The organism is Paenibacillus humicola, assembly GCF_028826105.1.
GTDB lineage: Bacteria > Bacillota > Bacilli > Paenibacillales > Paenibacillaceae > Paenibacillus_Z > Paenibacillus_Z humicola.
Genome location: NZ_JAQGPL010000001.1, coordinates 5829912 through 5849770, shown reverse-complemented (window position 1 = coordinate 5849770; position 19859 = coordinate 5829912). Strand labels below are relative to the sequence as shown.

Annotated in this window: 16 protein-coding genes and 1 pseudogene; 10 read left to right on the top strand and 7 right to left on the bottom strand. The window is 49.4% G+C overall.

Annotated elements, in window-relative coordinates:
• The first annotated feature begins 172 nt into the window (after positions 1 to 172).
• A complete protein-coding gene (locus PD282_RS26940) occupies positions 173 to 1114 on the top strand; it encodes an Abi family protein (RefSeq protein ID WP_274654879.1) in 942 nt (313 codons plus the stop codon).
• 510 nt (positions 1115 to 1624) lie between these two features.
• Here PD282_RS26940 and PD282_RS27535 read toward each other — a convergent pair.
• Positions 1625 to 1762 (bottom strand): annotated as a pseudogene (locus PD282_RS27535) (transposase); the annotation flags it as partial.
• Positions 1763 to 2000: 238 nt separating this feature from the next.
• Here PD282_RS27535 and PD282_RS26930 point away from each other — a divergent pair.
• The 3 genes from PD282_RS26930 (at position 2001) to PD282_RS26920 (ending at position 5197) form a co-directional block, all read left to right on the top strand.
• Positions 2001 to 2555 (top strand): TIR domain-containing protein, encoded by a 555-nt coding sequence (locus PD282_RS26930; RefSeq protein ID WP_274654875.1) that lies wholly within the window; start codon positions 2001 to 2003, stop codon positions 2553 to 2555.
• A 14-nt stretch (positions 2556 to 2569) separates the two neighbouring features.
• Entirely contained in the window at positions 2570 to 3400 is an 831-nt protein-coding gene (locus PD282_RS26925; protein WP_274654873.1) for a macro domain-containing protein, read from the top strand.
• Positions 3401 to 3658: 258 nt separating this feature from the next.
• Positions 3659 to 5197 (top strand): hypothetical protein, encoded by a 1539-nt coding sequence (locus PD282_RS26920; RefSeq protein WP_274654871.1) that lies wholly within the window; start codon positions 3659 to 3661, stop codon positions 5195 to 5197.
• A 200-nt stretch (positions 5198 to 5397) separates the two neighbouring features.
• On the opposite strand, the gene PD282_RS26915 is transcribed toward PD282_RS26920, so the two are convergent.
• Positions 5398 to 6324, bottom strand: coding sequence for an NAD-dependent epimerase/dehydratase family protein (locus tag PD282_RS26915; RefSeq protein WP_274654869.1), 927 nt, complete (start codon positions 6322 to 6324; stop codon positions 5398 to 5400).
• Between the two features lie 116 nt (positions 6325 to 6440).
• Here PD282_RS26915 and PD282_RS26910 point away from each other — a divergent pair, with 116 nt between their 5' ends.
• Positions 6441 to 7271 carry a helix-turn-helix transcriptional regulator gene (locus tag PD282_RS26910; RefSeq protein WP_274654867.1) on the top strand — a complete coding sequence of 277 codons (831 nt, stop codon included), beginning with the start codon at positions 6441 to 6443 and terminating at the stop codon, positions 7269 to 7271.
• Between the two features lie 199 nt (positions 7272 to 7470).
• Here the strand turns inward: PD282_RS26910 and PD282_RS26905 are convergent, their stop codons facing one another.
• Positions 7471 to 7785 (bottom strand): EthD family reductase, encoded by a 315-nt coding sequence (locus tag PD282_RS26905; protein ID WP_274654865.1) that lies wholly within the window; start codon positions 7783 to 7785, stop codon positions 7471 to 7473.
• A gap of 101 nt (positions 7786 to 7886) precedes the next feature.
• On the opposite strand from PD282_RS26905, the gene PD282_RS26900 reads away from it, so the two are divergent.
• Entirely contained in the window at positions 7887 to 8729 is an 843-nt protein-coding gene (locus PD282_RS26900; RefSeq protein WP_274655478.1) for a LysR family transcriptional regulator, read from the top strand.
• On the opposite strand, the gene PD282_RS26895 is transcribed toward PD282_RS26900, so the two are convergent.
• Complete coding sequence (locus PD282_RS26895; protein ID WP_274654863.1) at positions 8726 to 9382, bottom strand: NADPH-dependent F420 reductase; 657 nt, start codon at positions 9380 to 9382, stop codon at positions 8726 to 8728. The genes PD282_RS26900 and PD282_RS26895 overlap by 4 nt on opposite strands.
• A gap of 397 nt (positions 9383 to 9779) precedes the next feature.
• Here PD282_RS26895 and PD282_RS26890 point away from each other — a divergent pair, with 397 nt between their 5' ends.
• The gene (locus PD282_RS26890) at positions 9780 to 10175 is read left to right on the top strand and encodes a VOC family protein (RefSeq protein WP_274654861.1); all 396 of its coding nucleotides are present in this window, start codon (positions 9780 to 9782) and stop codon (positions 10173 to 10175) included.
• Between the two features lie 233 nt (positions 10176 to 10408).
• Here PD282_RS26890 and PD282_RS26885 read toward each other — a convergent pair whose 3' ends face one another.
• Positions 10409 to 13537 carry an MMPL family transporter gene (locus PD282_RS26885; RefSeq protein WP_274654859.1) on the bottom strand — a complete coding sequence of 1043 codons (3129 nt, stop codon included), beginning with the start codon at positions 13535 to 13537 and terminating at the stop codon, positions 10409 to 10411.
• Positions 13538 to 13879: 342 nt separating this feature from the next.
• Here PD282_RS26885 and PD282_RS26880 point away from each other — a divergent pair, with 342 nt between their 5' ends.
• Complete coding sequence (locus tag PD282_RS26880; RefSeq protein WP_274654857.1) at positions 13880 to 15046, top strand: iron-containing alcohol dehydrogenase; 1167 nt, start codon at positions 13880 to 13882, stop codon at positions 15044 to 15046.
• A gap of 49 nt (positions 15047 to 15095) precedes the next feature.
• On the opposite strand, the gene PD282_RS26875 is transcribed toward PD282_RS26880, so the two are convergent.
• Positions 15096 to 16124 carry an ABC transporter substrate-binding protein gene (locus PD282_RS26875; RefSeq protein WP_274654855.1) on the bottom strand — a complete coding sequence of 343 codons (1029 nt, stop codon included), beginning with the start codon at positions 16122 to 16124 and terminating at the stop codon, positions 15096 to 15098.
• A 267-nt stretch (positions 16125 to 16391) separates the two neighbouring features.
• Here PD282_RS26875 and PD282_RS26870 point away from each other — a divergent pair, with 267 nt between their 5' ends.
• Entirely contained in the window at positions 16392 to 17345 is a 954-nt protein-coding gene (locus PD282_RS26870; RefSeq protein WP_274654853.1) for an aldo/keto reductase, read from the top strand.
• Positions 17346 to 17408: 63 nt separating this feature from the next.
• On the opposite strand, the gene PD282_RS26865 is transcribed toward PD282_RS26870, so the two are convergent.
• Positions 17409 to 18017 carry a VC0807 family protein gene (locus PD282_RS26865; RefSeq protein WP_274654852.1) on the bottom strand — a complete coding sequence of 203 codons (609 nt, stop codon included), beginning with the start codon at positions 18015 to 18017 and terminating at the stop codon, positions 17409 to 17411.
• A gap of 276 nt (positions 18018 to 18293) precedes the next feature.
• On the opposite strand from PD282_RS26865, the gene PD282_RS26860 reads away from it, so the two are divergent.
• Positions 18294 to 19739, top strand: coding sequence for a DEAD/DEAH box helicase (locus PD282_RS26860; RefSeq protein WP_274654850.1), 1446 nt, complete (start codon positions 18294 to 18296; stop codon positions 19737 to 19739).
• Positions 19740 to 19859: the final 120 nt, after the last annotated feature.

The following is a 19859-nucleotide window of genomic DNA, read 5'->3' as shown; positions in this document are numbered from 1 at the left end:
AAAAAGTCCTTCTTAATTTTATAAAAGGTAGTTGTCATATTGCACCAGTATGGTATAATCAACTTAACCGTTGGAAGGCATGGGTAGTGCCTGAATCCAAATATTCCATTTGCGGGATTAAGAATGGTATATCCATTCTTTTTTTTGTTTGAAGGAGGAAAACATAACTTTTATGGAACTTCCGTTGAGTATTGATGATCAAATTTCATTAATGAAAAAATATGTTGTATTCATAAAAAAAGGTAGAATTAAAAATAAACTCCTTGATTCTGGATATTTTAGACTAAGTAGATATGGAAAATATCTACTCTCGTTCACATCTGTTTTAAGAACTAAACCTAACCAAGAGCTCCTATTCGGAATCTACAAATTTGATGTTGAGCTAAGAAAATTATTCTTTACATATACCCAAAATGCAGAGATTCAATTTAAAAGTCATTTATCCAATGCAATATCTCTAAAAACGAACGATTCAAATTTTTATTTGGATGACCAGTATTATACAAAGTCACGTGGTGAACGCGATAGACAAAAAAGAAATCTCCACATTAGGAATTATCCAAAATTCAAAAAGGCTATTGTGGACACTGAAAAGAACCTAAGAACTAATGTCAATAAATATCCTGAATTCACCAAATATAGACGTGGAGGTTCTCGTTATACCAAGAAGATACCTTGTTGGGCTGCATTTTCTTATTTTGAGTTCGGTACAATAACAAATATATATGCGTATCTAAGAGGGGATTTAAGAAAAGAAGTGCTCATATATGGGTATTCGAGAACTAGATATGGGAAAGAAATAACTAAGGAAATGGATACATGGCTAGATGCGATTAGAAATCTTAGAAATGTATGTGCCCATCATAATAAACTAGTAGGTAAAACATCATCAATTGTACTGATAGACAGTGAAGATAATTCTGCTGTGTTACCTAGCTCAACCGACTTATTCTCAAGGGTGTACGCATTAAAAAAAGTCCTGAGTGATAGTGATGGTATAAGTCTACAAAAAGATTTAAAGAAATTAGTTACGGCTTCAAAAATTGATATTTATAAATTGAATATTCTCCCTTCAAACTGGGAGCAACTATATGGACGAATAAAAAAGTTATAAATACATATACTGTAGAAATACCGCGGGAAGGCAAGGGTAATGCCCGAATCCAAATATTCCATTTGCGGGGGGGAGCAAAACACTGGTTTTGCTCCTTTTATTTTTCTGTAAATTAATAAGAAGAATATTCGCCTCCAAGATGATACGCTGAACCTTATCATAAGTGAGGCTAAATTTTTGGACATTAACCACTTTAAGGGAGCGAAAATTTTGCTCCGATCGGCAAGGGGCAGGGACATGAAGAAGATATTATTTTAAAGGTAACTTCTTTATATTGTGAACCATAGTTATATGACTCGTGGATCTCTTACATTGAAGAACTGAGAAAAAAACGAAAAAGAACCGGTCCTTTACCGGAAAGTTCAGTACCAGTAAACTCTGATATTATAAAATCTCATTCTGAATATATAAAAAGAAAACAAATTATGTTAAAAGGATTAGCCTAAAAAAAAGTAAAAGATCCGATAAACCACTGTTTTTCCTTGATCTCAAGGGGCTGTCCCATAAGGTCTAATTCTGGATCTTAGGGATTAGCCCCGTATTATGTAAGCCGCGAAGCAGGAAGCGCCGGAAACCCCGGTTGTTCTTCATTTGACCAAACACACTTTCCATTTCAATCATCCATCGGGGCCGCCTGCAGTTTCTCTTCGAGCTTCCGCACGGCCTTTTCCAATTGCCCACTCGTGACTTCGCCTCGTTTACCCAGCTCGAGCAGATCGTGGCCTTACTGTTCGGGCTCTTCTTGACGCTCGGCTTCTTCATCAGAATGATACGGAGAACTGTATCACAACTAAGAATAGGGGAATTTTTATCAGAGTAAGTAGAGATTTATGGTAAGGTATTTCCATGTTAGGAAGCAAAGGAAGTTTAAAGTGGGGGATGGATAATGGCAAATCGGACTGGAACCTATGTCGCTTTTGATGGTTTAGGAGAGGCAGACCCTACAAAGTCTGACTTCAAATACTATGCTACTCTACAAGCTTGGAGTGCGAGCAAAAACATCCAGTTTTCGCTGATTAATTGTCACGAGAAAACGTATGCCGTACGTGATACAAGTAAACGGGCAACATTGTATGCACGTATTCAGGAACGGCTTAGAGCATCGAAAAACATGCTCGTAATCCTTACGAGTAAAACTCGTTATACCGGAAGCGTGTTATCTTATGAGATCGAGCAGGCCATAGACACGTACAAAATTCCGCTTATTATCGCTTGCCCTGAATTCTCATCAATTTTGTATGTGGACAGCCACAGTGAAATTTGGCCAAAGGTACTTAAAGACTGTATAAATGATACCGGTATAGAAGCAATCCATATTCCCTTCGCTAAAGTGTGTATTTTGGATGCTATCACTCGTTTTTATGTGAACGGAGAGCATCTTAGCAGTGGTAAGAGTTATTACAATCTTGAAACACAAACTAAATGGGGCTTGATTCAATAATGGAGAAGATGCGAATGAATGTCCCTTTGTTCGATAAAAAGATAATACATACTTTCTACGGTTTTCTGAGTGTGATAAGCGTCATCACCTCTATTGTGTTCCTATTTGTTGAAATAGACCCTAAAAGCAAGATGGGCATTGGTGGGGGAACTCTGGCATTTCTGGTTCTTGTCTACACTGCAATTTGGATTCATGCCAACATGCGTCGAAGCATCAAACTAACGATTAACACCTCAGAGATTGAGGTGAAATTCGGTGATATATTTTCTGAGAAGGCTGATTTTAAAGCGATCGCTTTTAATGAATATTTCGATACGCTAGTAGACGAGAAAGTTATCTCAAGCAGTTCACTCAACGGAATATATATTAAGAAATTTTATCAGGGAAATACCTCTGTTCTAGATAACATCATTTCTTCTGACCCCCACTTGCCAGAAATGATCGTCTGTGAAAATGCGGGTAGAACTGTCGGGAAGAAGACTAAATATAGGCTTGGAACAATTTGCATGGTAGACGATTATCTCCTTACGGCGTTGTCACGTTTCGATGATAATAACAAAGCATATCTCGAGATGAACGACTATATTAACTGCCTGTTGAACTTCTGGAATGAGATAGACAGAGTCTATGCTGGGAGAACAGTTGCCTTGCCAGTTTTGGGATCTGGGATAACTCGCTTCAGAGGATACGAAAATATACTGGATCAAGAATTGCTTGAACTAATTATATTGACATTTAAAGTGAGCCGTATAAAATTTGCGTACCCTTCTAAGGTGAAAATCATTGTTTGGCAGAAAAAACAAGAAAAGATAAATCTGTTCGCGCTGAAGGATTTAGAATCGTGAATAGCACGTACCTGGTTAAATTGTAATGAACAGCTTCAGATTTAGAAAAGGGTTTTCTGATCAAAGGAAGTCCCTTCTACCTTTGATTCAGCGGTAAAGGTGCGTCGTCATAATAACACAACTTGATTTAGATCTAGATTGTGTCTGTCTGGTCATTCAAATGATGGTGATTTGTACGTACATCATGAGCGGAATGTGATCGCAATAGGATTCACAAGTTAAGTAATTAGTGATTTGTGAAAACAATGGAGGTTCCAAGTGGAGGCACTTCAGAATGTTTTTAATAATAGGGAGATTGCATTTGGCATTTGGATTATCATAGCAATAATAATCGGTCTCTTCACAAAAGCGGGGAGAAAGTTTTTAATAACTGTTTTGCCGATTATCTTCAGCCGCAAATTCGTTTTGTTTTATATAATCTTTCTTAGCTTCTTTTCTCTGACCGTTCTCTATCTCTTTTATAGTAAATTCTGGGATTTATATCTACTGAAGGATACTATATTTTGGGTAATATTTTTCGAAATTCCATTATTCGTAAAGTCAATAGATACAGCAAAAGATGGACGATTTTTTGCAAAACTGATTAAAGACAATCTTGCACTTATCGTAATAATCGAATTTATACTGAATAATTGGACATTTGATTTGGTAGTTGAGTTGGCAATTATTCCCATTACACTTCTTCTTGGAGGTCTTCTTGCATTTGCATCGAGAGAAGAAAAAACAGTGAGTGTTAAAAAAATCATAAATGGATTATTAGTTGTCTTTGGAATTGTAGTAATACTATTTACTGCGAGCAATTTGATACAAAGACCTGAAGAGTTACTAAATATAGATACTTTGAAAGAGTTTACGCTACCAATTATATTATTGTTTATGAATCTCCCAGTGGTATATGGGCTGGCCTTATATAATACATATGAACAAGTGTTTATTAGGGTAAAAGGTGAACCGAAAGAACAACAAAAAATGAAACGACTACTCTTTCAATTCGCTGGAATTAATTTGACGAGGGTAAGCTCAATAAGAAACAGTTTAATACGTACTATAACTATTAGCAGAACCGCCGAAGATTTAAAGCGCCATTTGGGTGAATTTGAGCAGTATTTGAACACCCGTATAGGAGATAATTATATGAAAAGATCGCGATTTTACATTCTATCTTGTATCCTAATGATTATTATCTGTCTAGCAGGTATTGTTGCATGTAATTCTAAAGTGGGTTTGAGAGACTTATTGACATTTAATTTTGTGTTGGATATACCGAAAATGAAGGAGATAGTCACAAATGTGTTATCAACAGGACTAGCTGGTTCAATATGCTTAATAATTTATTTCATTGGGTTTCGAAGAAGAAAGTATGAAGAGATTTCTCAAATTAAAAAGTTCGCTTTACACGATTTGCTGGTATTGGTTAGGTACCAAAGTAAGACGTTACAAGAGTTTCCACCAATTGAAGATCCTAAAAGGCTATTTATACAATACATAACTATCGCAAATGACATAAATAGAGAATGTAATAAGGCTGTTGTTTCATATGACAACTTATTTACTTATTGGGAACTTGAAGCCCTTAAGCGATTACAGACATACACGGTTTCATTAATATCAACAATTGGAATTGACAATATTGACAGTTACAATGCAGAGGATTTTGCGAAATTTTTCAACGAGAAAAAAAAGAGTGCAATTCAAAATGAAAAGATAAACATTTTCATTGACGACACTGAAAGAGGCATTAAGAAGTATTCAGAACAGATTGAACATTGCATGGAACAATTCAAAGACTGTATTTAGTATTTGCTAAACTCACCGAAGGAGAGTAACAATCATCAAATTGGCCATGGGAATTTAAGAGGGAGGACACAGTGGATTTTGGCTTCTACATATAAAAATCAGAGGTAGACTCTTAATCTAATTTTCCGTACTAACTCTTTTAGGTTTACTGCAATAGATCCCCTCTAATTTCGCGGTGATCCTTACCACAAATAAGAGTCTCAAACCTCATTCCCTGATTTTAACCAGCTAACATACTCGAAGATCCCTTTCTCGACGTCGTATTCGGGCTCGTACGCTATCTCCTGGCGGATCCTTGCGATGTCGAGAAACATGTCTAAGCAAGGCCCTTCGGGGAGTTCTAACTTAGCGCCGGGAATCACGCTCTTGATTGCCGCCACGAACTCCTGATTCTTAACAATTCTTCCAGAGCCGATATTATAGGTGTTGTGGTTCAATTTGTCCGCTACCTGAAGCTGTGCGATAGCTTGGGCGCAATCCTTCACATAACACATATCATAGGCATCCAAAACTTGGCCTGAAAATGTAGGTTGCAGCCCTCCTACCGCAGCATGCACAAGCTGGGAGGCGACGACCAGATTTGCTGCGGACTTTTGCAAAGGACCCCAGGCTCCTGAGATCCGTAGATTCACGATTTCAAAGCCTAAGCGCCCCGCGATATAAGTCGCAATCAACTCGGAGCTCTTCTTGAAAGTCGTGAACGGATTGTCTGCAGTCATAGTCAGCGGCATATCCTCTTGAAAAGGACATTCTCCTACGCCCATGTAGACACCAATTGCGCTTGCGAAGCTGACGCGGGTGACTCCCCATTTGTGAGCCGCTTGAAGAACGCTCTGCAGGCTATCCGTGTTCGCGCGGAAGTAATCGAACGGATCGCTCATTCCTGAGCCAGTCATGGCTAAATGCACGATACCTGTAATCTTATGACGTTCGCCGATGGAAAGAAACGCCGAAGCATCAGTGATGTCAACCTGTTCGATATACGCTCGTCTCCCAATTTCCGATTCGAGAAAAGAGGGGACCTTCGACTTTCGATACCTTGTAAGCACGCAAGACTCTCCCAAATCAAGCAGCGCACGCGCTGTGTGGCTTCCGATGAAGCCCAACCCGCCAGTGACCAGAATCATGAGGCCATCCTCCAACCTTTCATTCGCAAGTGTTATACTCAAATGACAAAACCGAAACCAAGCTGCCGCACTGTCGTTATCATAGGATCGACAGTATTAGCCTGAGGAGGCTTCACGTGAAGGAAAACTCTATGTCGGGACCACGCTCGCTCGGGGATTTTTTGCGGGCACGGAGAGAGCGGCTGACACCTGAGGAAATGGGGTTACCCTCATACGGTCGACGACGGACGCCTGGTCTTCGTCGTGAGGAAGTGGCTCAACTGGCTCATATCGGGGCTTCGTGGTATACCTTGTTGGAGCAAGGCAAAGTGTCCAATCCATCTGATCAGGTACTGGATAGTTTGGCAGTTGCATTACGATTGTCATCGGCGGAGAGACGTCATCTCCATAGGCTGGCAAAGCCGTTCGAACGGGAAACCGGCATTACGCAAGAAGTGTCGGCCGGATTGGAGCGAATGGTACTGGCCCTCGATCCGAATCCAGCGTTTATTCTAGGGAACGGTTGGGATCTCCTCATTTGGAATAAGGCTGCGGAATTGGTTTTTAGATTACCGGGTTTTTCGAAGCCTATGAGGGAGAAGCCGAATTGGCTGCGGAGATTCTTAACGGACCGAGTTATTCGTATGAATAGCACGGATTGGCAGGAGAAGGCGCAAGTCATGATTGCACGGTTCTGTGCGGATTATGCTCATTCTCTGCAAGACTTGAGGTTTAATGAATTAATTGAGGAATTTACTCAAACAAGTGAGATCTTCCGAACTTATTGGCCCAGGCAAGACGTCCAATTCGCTGTCGATTGCCATAAGCGATGGATCAATCCGGTGATTGGAGACATGGAATTCGAATATGTAACTTTACAGCAACCCGATCACCCGACACTTAAGGTCGTCATCTATGCCGCGGCACCGGCAACGGTTCTAACATTGAAGGGTTTGCTGAAAATCTAATAGAAACTTGCCGTTACGGAAAGCGCGGCGAACCGTATCACAAGTAACGGCAGGTTTTGTTGGTATCTCAAGAATCTAAAGGGTTGATGCGTATGCTAGTATAGGCCAAACGGTCTCGGTTACATAAACCAGTATAGTGGAGTCTAGAAAATGGTGTGGTTCGTGCGTCTACTCGACGGCTACCAGCTAGATGCGGCCGTCAAACATTAAGGTCCTCAACGATGTGCACGACGGGTAGCCGATGTAGATACGGGACCATATCCGCAGTATCCTGCTGGGCGGCCCTACCTTCCGCCGACGTGTAGGATAAGTTGAAGCTGGCTTCGTCGGCATACTCGAGCTCGGTAACAAGGTAAGCGGTGTCATCCGTATTCTGCGTGTTCGTCACTCGTTGTACACGATAATCAAGCAAATGGGGCAACTGCTTGATCAGAGGAAGATGCTTGGCGAAGTAATGCGCCTCGAAAAGTTCTATTTCTTTTGGCTCACTGTAGATCACTATCATTTTGAACATAGGGGTTCGCCTCCGTTTGGTCTATTCGATACTGGATTTTATTATATTCCCGGGTTAAGGTGTTCTTGAAACTGGAATTAAGGTGGTGATGGAACTTGAACATGGACTTCTTAATCGGATTTAGGGAAGCTGCTAGAAAGCAAAGCATAGCTAAAGCAAGCGAAGCCCTGCATATCTCGCATACTGCACTAAGCAAACAAATCAAAAGCCTGGAGCAGCGGTTTGACGTACAACTATTCATGCGGACCGCGCAAGGCGTGAAGCTGACGGATGCAGGGCAGATTCTGTACGAACGCTCGGGAGATTTGCTCGATCAAATGGCCGCGATAACGAGTTCCCTCGAGCCCTACAAAGAATGGCGTCACGTTCGGATCGGGACGATGCCCGACATCGCTTCACAGTACTTGCTGCCTTACCTTCAAAAGCTAGAAAAGCAAGGCCATATAGTCGAGCTGGTGTGCCGACAATCGACGAGAGAAGTATACCGAATGTTATTCGATGGAGAGGTGGAACTGCTCGTCGCGGAGCGGGCGTCCATGCATCCTTCGGTATGGATGGGCGACCTGCATCACGAACCTCTGATTGCGGTGATGACTGTTGACCATCCTTTCGCGGTCCAATCCAAGATTACTTTATCCGAGTTGGGCAGCCAGCCACTCATCCTCTACGTCGATGGATGCACGATCCGCGCGAAACTGACCTCGTTATTCGCATCGATGAATCTGCCCATGCGCATCAAGACGGAAGTTCGTTTTCATGAAGTCATCCTCGGGTACGTAGAGCATAGCTCGGAAGGTATTACCGTATTGCCGCAAGCTTCTGTTACCCGGATATCCGATCGATTGGTCACGGTTCCATTGGATCATCCCGATGCCCGCAGAACGATTTCCGTGTTCAGCTTGAGCCGGTCAAAAGGCGAGAAAATATGGCGGCTATTAAGTTAGTCTGCCGACGCTTCATCCTTCATTCCGAATACTCTCATCGATATATAAGGGTAAGTGCCATACCGGACGGCGAGTTCCAATTCGAGCAGCGTAAATCGTTCGATTGTCCGATTGTTGGCAAGCATGCCCGCCTGAATGAACCGAAAAGGGAGCGGACGCAGGAGCGAGATAAGGCGTTCAACGGAGGCCTCATCGTCCCCGGTGACAAGCACATCGCTCTGCTGTTTTTGAAATACCGGATTCTCCATCACTTTGAAGAACGTGTTCTTGAAAGCGCCGATGACGATCGAATCAGGCAGGGCGGCTTGCAACCGTTCTGCAGCGGATTCTCCCCACACTGTCGTAAATCCGCTGAAGTCGTCGTTGAAAGGATTGGAGATATCGACGATCTGTTTATCCTTGAGTTGAGCTTTGTGCTCGGCAGCCCATTCCAGCAATGCGGTGAATGGCAAGGCCGGAATGATGATGTCGGACCGGTAAGCTTCCTCGTAGTCCGAAGTCGCGACGTTGCTCAACTGCATTTTCTCCGCTAGTGATGCGACGCGATCCCTATCGCGGGAGCCCCAACTCACCTCAAGGTTGTTGTTGCTTGCCAATAGTTTGACGAGCGCCTTCCCCATATTGCCCGTTCCCAGAACGCTGATTTTTACCATGTTCATCACTCCCGTTAAGATTTGTTCTCATCTTATCGGAAAGTCGGACAGCTGAGAAGTTCAAGAAAATCGCACCCATGCCACTTTTGGTTTCGGCATGGAGAGATCCCGAAAGCCAGTCCGAAGAAAGAGATCACACTCTATCATGATGTCTCGTCAAACGTTTGTACGAATTAGTTCAAGAGATTACCAAAGAACGAATATCTGAAGTAATTGGTTTAGAACAGTCTGTCATAATTGGATGCCGGAGCGGTTTTCGCCGTTTTGACCGTTAAGATGAACCGTATCTTAAATAACAGCAATATTTTAACCTTTATCCCGCAATCGAAAAGAAATCTCTCCCTTAATATTGGGTTAAAATAACCTCACGAATCCAAAAAGAAAAGAAGGTATAAACATGGACGCACTCGGAGCAAGGAATATCGATGTCATTACCGTGTTTGTTGAAGATTTGCAGGGCTCGAAATCGTTTTATCAGGAGGTATTCGGCCTTGCGGCCATTTTTGAAGACCCCAACTCGGCCGTGTTCAAGTTCGGGAACATGTGCATCAATCTGCTGGATGTTTCCGCGGCGCCGGAGCTGATTGAACCGGAGCAGGTCGCCGTCCGTGAAGCGGGAGCGCGTTTCCAGTTTACGATCAGCGTGGAGGATGTCGATGCCCAATGCGAGGAGCTCCGGGCGCGCGGTATCGCTCTGCTTAACGGTCCCATGGATCGGCCATGGGGCGTACGTACGGCAAGCTTCCAGGATCCGGGCGGACATATTTGGGAGCTTGCGCAGCAGCTCAAGTAAATCGAACGCGGATTGAAGCATGATTTGAAATCCGTATGACCGCCGTTTCATCAACCCGCCGCGAGTGCGGCATTTCAGGTTTATCGAGGAGGTTTGGGGGCAAGGTGCTTTTCGTTGTCCCCACTCCGAGGCGAGCTGCGCGGAACCTTCCTGTTATAAGTACCGTCAGCTGCCTGTGCAGGATTCATTGCAATCCCCAGGGATGTTCCCATGACTATTCTAAAAGTTGCACTTCAGCTTCTGACGGTACTTTCCTCTTCGAGAGTCTCGTCACCCTCATTCTTACGGCTCCCCAAAGCGATCAAAGCCGGCAGAAACAGCGGGAGCAGCACGAGAGCGAGCAGAATCAGCCCGATGATGACGATCGTCGCCAGCTGGATCAGAATCAGGACGCCGGAGGGGTATAAGGCTCCGAACGTGCCGATCAGGATGATAACCGCCGAGGTAATGACGGATCCCATGTGCTTCAATGCCTTTACGATGGCTGCCTTCGGAGGCTCGTCCCGATATTCGCGGAACCGCATCAGCAGGAAAATGCTGTAATCCACGCCGAGCGCGATCAGCAGGATAAACGAGAAGAACGGGACGGCCCAGGACAATCCGGCATGGCTGAATCCGTGCGTATACATCAGCTCGGTCAGATGGATGGACGTAAAATACGCCAGGATCAGCGAGGCGATAACATAAATCGGCAGCAGCAGCGAACGGAACATGACGGCCAGCGCAATCGCGATTCCGCCGAGCATCAACAGCACCGTACGCGAAAAATCCTGCTGCTCGATCACCTGCAAGGAAGCATTTTGTCCGGTGACGCCGGCAGCCCCGTAACGCGCGCTGCTTAACTTCGTGCCGTCCAGCACGTTTTTCACATTCCGGTTGATCCGGTTGATTGTCGCAATGGCGTCCGTCGAATACGGGTCGCTGTCCAGTACAATCGTCCATTTGGCGATCTTCTTGTCGGTAGACAAATAGGCGTTCAAAGCCTTTTTGAACGCGTCGTTTTGCAGCGCGTCGTTTGGTGCAAAAAACGTCGTGGTATCGGAGGCGGCCAGCTGGTTCAGGTAGTGCTGGGCATCGGTCAGCCCGCCCGATACGGAGCCGAGGCCATCCGCGCTTTTTTTCAAGCCGGTTTCTAGATCTTGGAGGGAAGCGTCCAGCGTTCCCAGCCCCGCTTGCAGTTTGGATTGACCTTCATCAATTTGATCGATTCCGTTCTTCAGTGCGGCCATTTGAGTAACGATTTGCTGCTGCGCGCCTGTTCCTTTTTGCAGGCTATTCGATAATGAAGCGGCTCCTTCCTCCAATTGGGCAAGGCCGTCCCCCATCTTCTTCTGGCCGCTGACTAGCTGATTTAAACCCTGGTTTGTTTTGTCCAAGGAAGCGAGCACGCCGCCCAACCGGTCGTTCGCAGCGGTCATAGCGGTATGAAGGTTACCCAGGCTGTCATGCAGCGTCCTGCCCGTCGCCGACAATTTCATATAGTCCGGATCCCGGCTCAGCTCGGGATGCGTCTTGGCGAGCTGTTCCGAAGCCGATTGCACGGCAGCGGCCAGCTGCATGGATGCGTTCAACTGCGACGTAATGGACGCATAACGGTCATGAACCGATTGGAGCCCGCTTCGGATCTCCTGATATCCCGTAAGCAGCCGGGTGGAGGAAGACGAGAGTGCGCGGCTGCTCTGCTCCAGCTTCATCAGCCCGCCTGCGATGCTGTCCGCCCCGTTCGCCCCCTGCTTCATGCCGGATTCGACAGCGGCAAGACCGTCCGATATTTTGCCCAGGTCCGTGCCGATCGTTTTTGTTCCTTGCAGCAGCCGGTCCATGTTTTGCAATTGGGCGGATAGGGAGGCGGAATCCAGCTTGGCGCTTGCATCGGTTAACCCGCTTTGGATCGCCTTGATGCCGTCGTTCGCTTTATCCAAGCCGCCGCTGACTTCCTTGCTTTGATTCGAGACGTAAAATTGATCGAGCTTCTCGCCTTTCGGCCGCGTCGCACTGAACACTTGCTTCACGCCTTCGGTTTCGGCAATCGTCTCCGTAATTTGGTCCACCAGAGATAAATTCTCGGCCGTATCAAGCGAAGAGCCGGATTCCAGCATAAACGCGGTCGGAGCCGCTTGTCCGGGCGTAAAGGCGTCCGATACGAAATGATAGCCTTTGATTGAGTCGTAAGACGGATTTACTTCCGCCACGGAATTGAACGAAACGACGCCTTTGTATAAAAATACGTTCGGCACGGTGACGATCAATACGATCAGCAGCGACACGATCGGGGCGGCCACGGCCTTTTTCCCGAGCAATGTCCAGAGTTTATTTTCTTTGTGGGTATGGAGTTTTTTCGACGGCCAAAAGAGCCCTCCGCCAAAAATCGCCATTAAAACGGGTGTCGCCGTAAAAAGCGCGAGCAGCAGCAGGCAGACGGCAATCGCGACCGCTCCCGCCGATTGAAAGACGGAGAACTGCGACAGCAGCAGGGTGCTGAATCCGATAATGACGACGAGAATGCTGTAGAAGACCGTTTTTCCGGCTGTCCGGTACGTCGCTTGAATGGCCTTTAGAACGGATTCCTGCCGGGTCAGTTCCTCCTTAAAGCGCATGAACAGCAGGATGTTGTAATCCGTCCCGATCCCGAAGAGCACCATAATTAAAAACGACTGGGTGACCGAAGAGAGGGGGAAGCCCCACTTGTCCGCCAAAATCGAGACCAGCGACAGCGAGCCGACGTAGGTGAGGCCGATGACGAACAGGGAGACGAGCGGCGCAGTGGGCGACCGAAAAGTCAGGCCGAGCACAAGCAGCACGAACGCGACCGTAATCCATTCGGTTTTTTTCACGCCTTCGCCGGTCGATTTTAACGTATCCTCTTGGATAGCCGGACCGCCGGTCAAGTAATGCGGCGTCGACACCCGGTCCAAATACTCGTCGAGGTCTACCCGGATATTCTCCAGTTTTTCATTCCGGGTATCGACGGTCAGAGGCGCCAGCAAGGTCGTGCCGTCTTTGGACAGCAATTGTTCTTTCAGCGTCTCGTTCTCGAACGGATTCTCCATGCCGGCCACCGGAATACCGCTCTGCTTCCCTAGCGCGCCGAGGCTTGTCTTGATTTCGCCGAGCTGCGCGTCGCTGAGCGCCGTATCCGCGTGATAGACGACTAGAATATCCTGCAGCGTCGAGTCTTTCGGCTTGTGATTGAACCGGTCGAGTATCTCCTGCGCTTGAACGGACGAGTACGAAGACGGGATGCTCGGCTGCCCTTTTTCGCGAACCAGCTCTTGATAATCGGGGGCGGCTTGTTTGACGAGCATTGCGGCGATCAGCAGTAAGGGAATGATGACCCACTTGAGCTTCAATAGGATGTTCATAAGGGTAAGTTTTCCTACGGAGGAGCAAAATATAAACATGAACAATAATTCATATTCATGTAAAACGAATCCGTCGAGTTTATCGCGAGGTATGGGATGGACAATGCCGATTTGAACCCATTTGACACGGCGTCGATGATGAATAGATGATGAATATAAGTAAAATCAGGATCCGTTTCATTCGTACCGTCGCCGCCGCGGAATAAGAGCAGGGAAAGCGGGAGAAATGCCGAATTTCAATAGAGGCTCGGCATGCGAAGGCTCACTATTTCCTTTCGGATAAAAGGGGACTATGCCAGCCATTTAAAATCAATCATTTCAATAAAATTGGAGACATTGGACATGCTCAATTACAGCTATTATTGCAGTACGCGAATCGAAATGGGGATGGGGAAATCGCGCGAGCTGCCGGAGCTGCTGAAATCGCTGCAGCTCGGCTCGTCCATTCTGCTCGTCAGCGATCCGGGCGTGGTGCAGGCGGGCATCACGGCGCCGGTCGAAGCATCTCTGGAAGCGGCGGGCTTTCGGGTCGTCCGCTTCGATTCGCTCTCGCAAAATCCGCGGGATACGGAATGCTTGGCCGGGGCCCAGCTGTTTGCGGAGCATGGCTCGGACGCGGTAGTGGCCGTCGGCGGCGGCAGCGCGATGGATACGGCGAAAGCGATTGCGCTCCTGGGGCCGAACGGCGGCACGCCGCTCGATTACTGCGAAGGCCGAAGGGCGTATGCCAACATCGCCCCTGTCATTTGCGTGCCGACCACGGCCGGCACCGGTTCGGAAGTGACGCGGGGCGCCGTCATTACGGAGTCCGCGACGCACCGGAAGCTTACGCTGAAGCACGCTTCGATGCGTCCGCTGCTCGCCGTGCTCGATCCGCAGCTGACGTTTACCGTGCCGAAATCCGTTACCGCGGCGACGGGCGTCGATGCGCTGGTGCATGCGATCGAAGGCTATACGTGCAGGGTCACCAATCCGATTTCGCAGGCGCTTGGCGCCCGGGCGATGGAGACGATCGTATCGGCCTTGCCGGCCGCTTTCGCCGACCCGTACAACGGACCGACCCGTTACGCCATGCTCGAAGGCAGCCTGCTCGCGGGCTTATGCTTCGGCTCCGCCGACGTTGCGGCCGTGCACTGTCTGGCGGAAGCGCTCGGCGGGCTGTACGATACGCCGCACGGCGTGGCAAATGCGGTCTTCCTGCCGTACGTGCTGCAGTATAACGCGGAGGAGGAGAGGACGGTCCATGCCCGGCTGTCCCGGATCATGAAGTTTGCCTCCGAATCGGAGCCGGATGACCGGGCGATCGGCCGCCTGATTGACGGCATCCGCACGTTTACGGCAAAGCTCGGGATTCCGAAGCTGAGGGAGCTGCCGGGCGTCAAGCCGGAGGATTTCCCGCGGCTTGCCGAGCTGGCGGTTCAAAACAATTCGACACCGAGCAATATCCGGCCGGTCGGCAGAGAGGATTATTTGCACATCTTGAAGCGGGCATACGATGATGCGATGTGATGCAAGCGGATTAAAATGAAGCAGGCGCCCGAGTGGGCGCCTGATCTTTTTACCGGTATTCCCCGCTCCAAAGGTGATCCTTCAGAAACAAGTCCACATCCGAAATTTGCGTAATCTCGTATTTGTTGAGCATGTCGATGTAGGCCTTCAGCGAGGCGGGATCGGGCTGGATGTTTTTCACGTATACGGCCATCTTGTTCTGCAGCGAATATTCGATGACCGCCGGATCCAGTCCGACCGCTTTGTTCCACATGGCGGGAACCTCGTCCGGATGATCGACGATGTAAGCATTCGCCTTCGCGAGGGCGTCCACCATATCCTGCGTCAGCTCGGGATAATCTTCGGCAAAGCCGCGCTTCACCACCGTTCCTTCACCCAAATAATGCCCGTCCTTCAGCGGCATGATCTGATCGGAGCTGAGCAGTGTTTTTCCAGTCCCGTTCTTCACGGCTGTCGTAATGAAGGGGTCCCAGGCGATGAAGGCCGACAGCTGGCCGTTCTTGAGCGCCTCGGTCATATTGCCCGCATCCATCGAGATCAGGTTGATGTCGGCTTCCTTCATGCCGGCCTGTTCGAGCGCAAGCAGCATGAGGGGATACTGCTGAGACCCTTTGCCGGGAAAACCGACCGTTTTCCCTTTCAGGTCCGCGGCGGAAGCGATGTCCGGAGCGGCGATCAGCGCCGTCTCGTTCAGCACGTCGACGGAAGTCAGCAGACCGTCGGCCTTGTCCATGCCGACGATCGCCGGCGCCATGCCGTATTCCGCCCAGCTGATTTCGCCCGCGGCGAGGGCGTTGTTCTCCGGACCGCCGGATGCGAATTTGACAAATTCGATCGACGTGTTGTATTTTTTCTCGATTTCGTCGAAAAGCCCCAGCTCTTCGGCGATAAACGGGGGCTGCGTCGAGGGCTGGACGCCAAACTTGATGACGGACGGCGCTTTGCTTGCGCTTTCCGTTTTGGCGTCAGTATTTTTAACATCCGAACCGGCTGACGTGCCGGCCTCTTTTTTTGACCCGCACCCCGAAAGGACTGCAACGAAGATCAGAATAATGACCGAAATAAACCCTTTTCTCATGATGTCGACCACGCTCCTTTTTTGTTTCGATTGTAAGTGTTGTCATGACATCTTGTCAACAAGTAATGTTATGAAAAATGACATGAATAGCGAAAATTCGATAAACAATCCGATTCAGCTATAGTAATATGTTATTTATAGTGACATATTGGTGAATGGACGGGCTTTACAGGCTGCAGGGCGGGCGGCTTGGCCTTATTTCGACAGTTTCTTTCAAAGTTCCATGTTATAATACTGGAGAAAACCAAGCATTGGAGGGATTTGGACATGCGCTACCGGAATTTGGGGACAAGCGGTTTGGAAGTGTCGGTGCTCGGACTGGGGACGAATGCGTTCGGCGGACGTGCGGACAAGGAGACGTCGATTCGGGTGCTGCATCACGCGGCGGACAGCGGGATTACGTTCATTGACACCGCCAATATTTATACGGGTACGAAGTCGGAGGAAATTATCGGCGAAGCGTTCGAAGGCCGCCGCCACGAGGTGCTGCTGGCGACCAAGGTCGGCATCAAGCGGGGAGAAGGCCCGAATACGAGAGGCGCTTCGCGGCAGCATATTCTGAAGGAGCTCGAAGGAAGCCTGCGCCGTCTGCGCACGGATTATATCGACTTGTACCAGATTCATGCGTTCGACCCGAAGACGCCGCTGGAGGAGACGCTCCGCGCGCTTGACGATCTGATCACTTCCGGAAAAGTGAGATATGTGGGCGCGTCCAATTATGCCGCCTGGCAACTAATGAAATCGCTGGCTATCAGCGAAAGCCAGCACCTCAATAAATTCGTGTCGGTGCAGCCCGGCTATTCGCTGGCCGACCGGGGCGTGGAGCGGGAGCTCGTTCCGTTCTGCGTCGATCAGGGTATCGGCATCATTCCTTATTTTCCGCTGGCAGGGGGTATTCTGACGGGCAAATATTCGGGCGGCGCCGTGCCGAGCGGGTCGCAGCTCGACATGAACCCGAACTTTTCGAACCGGGTGAACGCCGCGCGGGTAGAGCTAGGCGATCAAGTGGCAAAAATCGCCGCGGAGCTCGGTACGTCGGCTACGGCGCTCTCGCTCGCCTGGCTGATGCATCGTCCTGCGGTCAGCACCGTCATCGCCGGCGCGACTCGCGAGTCGCAGATTGACGAAAATCTGAAGGCGGTCGATCTCGAGCTGTCCGAGGATGTGCTGAGCGCGCTCGACGAAGCCAGCAGCAGCTTCGTTTATTCGCCTCCGTTTTGAATTTCCGGCCTGCGCGCAGCGAAGGGCACCGATGGGTGCCCTTTTTGTTTGAACGGTAACCTGTTAACGACTCCGGGTCCTGCGCCGCAATATGAGGAAGATGAAAGCGACCAGGGCCAGCGAGACGATTTGCGAGGCGACCATGAACGTGCTTGTCGGCAGCGTCAGCGCCATCCCGACGTTTATCGCGGCATCGGCCGCAAGCACGGCACCGAGCCATACATTCTTGGAGCTGATCCTGCGATAAACCTCAGGCTGGTCCAATCGCCGCGGGTCTCCTTGCTTCGATGCTCGAAGCATAGGAATGAGCAAAGGTTTACCGACTGCTGACGAAATGAGAAAGAGAAGCCCTGCCGCTCCGGTTATCAGGGGGTGGGCCAGCTTGATCGGCAGGGAACCGCCGCCGCTGAGCAGTGACACGGCCAAGGAAACGGCGAAGCCTGCGATACCGATGATGCCGATCCAGTCCGCTTTACGCGATTTCGCCATCATGATGATTACCCAGACGACCGGGATGCAGCCGGCAATGGCAAGCGGATATGTATCGGCGACAAAATGACCGCTCAGCAAGTGATACACGATGAACGGAGCGATCCAGTTGACGGCAAGGCTCGGGACCTGTCTTTTCCGTACATCGCGCGAGCGGGGCCGCGATTCGGCTTGAACGAACATGTGATCAGCATCCTTCTTCAAATTTTTTTCGGCTTGAACGTGCATGTGATCGACATCCTTCCTGAAATTCTTTCCGGCTTGATAAGTAAAGCTTACTTCGTTTGCCCCCGGGAAACGACCAGCCCCGGTTATAAATCGGCATGCAAAAAATCTCTATCCACAGATAGAGACCCGTAAACCCCTTCATTTATCCGGCGATTTGTGGTATCCTTATTCGTCATGATGTAACCGGAAAGCGGATAAAATCGAACCCAATTGCAAGCATAAGGAGACGCTATGACCTTTAAAGAACTGAACCTCATTCCGCCTATTCTTAAAGCGCTGGACAAGGAAAACTATACGTCGCCGACCCCGATTCAGGAGCAGGCGATTCCGGCCGTATTGTCCGGCCGGGACCTGCTCGGCTGCGCGCAAACCGGCACGGGCAAAACGGCCGCATTCGCGCTGCCCATTATTCAGCTGTTAACCGCACAGCAGCGGCAGGCGCCGCGCCGCATTCGCTCCCTGATTTTGACGCCGACCCGGGAGCTCGCAATTCAGATCTGGGAGAACATGAAGGCATACAGCCGGTTTACGGAGCTGCGCTGCGTCTCCATCGTCGGCGGCGTATCGCAGAAAGCGCAGGAGCAGTCGCTGGCGCAGGGCACGGATGTGCTGATCGCCACGCCGGGCCGGCTGATGGATCTCGTGAACCAAAAGCTGGTCGACCTGCAGCATGTCCAAATTCTGGTGCTGGACGAGGCCGACCGGATGCTCGACATGGGCTTTATCCATGAAGTGAAGCGCATTATCGCGAAGCTGCCGGTCAAGCGGCAGACGCTGTTTTTCTCCGCCACGATGCCGCCGGAAATTTCCAGCCTCGTCTCGTCGCTGCTGGTCAATCCGGTGAAAGTCGAAATTACACCCGCAGCGACGACGGTGGACCGGATTGAACAGTCGGTTTATTTTGTCGATAAGGAAAACAAGCAGCGTCTGCTGGGTCATCTGCTGCAGGACGCCTCGATCGAGTCGGCGCTGGTATTCACCCGCACGAAACACGGAGCGGACCGCGTCGCCCGCGGGCTGACGAGGATGAACATCTCCGCCCAGGCCATCCACGGGGACAAGTCTCAGAATGCGCGCCAGGCGGCCTTGAACAATTTCAAGAGCGGCGCGACGCGCGTGCTGGTGGCGACGGACATTGCGGCGAGAGGCATTGACATCGACGAGCTGTCGCATGTGATCAACTTCAACCTTCCGAATATCCCGGAAACGTACGTGCACCGCATCGGCCGGACCGGGCGGGCGGGACACAGCGGGGTTGCCGTCTCCTTCTGCGAGAGCGAAGAGCTGCCGTATTTGAAGGATATCGAAAAGGTGACGAGGAAGAAGGTTCCGGTCGTTCAGCATCATCCTTACCCGATGGCGGCATCGGCGCAGCCGTCCATGTCGGAAGCGGCACCGGCTTCAAACTCGAACCGAAATGCGAGCCGGAACGACGGCCGCAGCGCGAATCCGAATCGCAGCGCGAATCGGAATGCAGACGCAAACCGGAATGCCAACGCGGGCCGCAATGAAAGCGCGAGCCGAAATGCAAGCACGGCAAGGAATGCCAATGCAGGCCGTAACGGTAACGCAAACCGAAATGCAAGCGCGGCAAGGAATGCCAACGCGGGCCGCAATGCTAACGCAAACCGGAATGCAAATGAGGGCAAGAAAAACATGAAGCCCGTACGTTCGTAAATGAACGAAGCGGGCTTCCGAACGGGATATACAAGTTGATGGACTGAGTCATCAAGACGTCACTGTGATCTCAGGCAGCAGCGGAAGCCGCGGCATCACCGGCCGATACCGCCTGTCTTT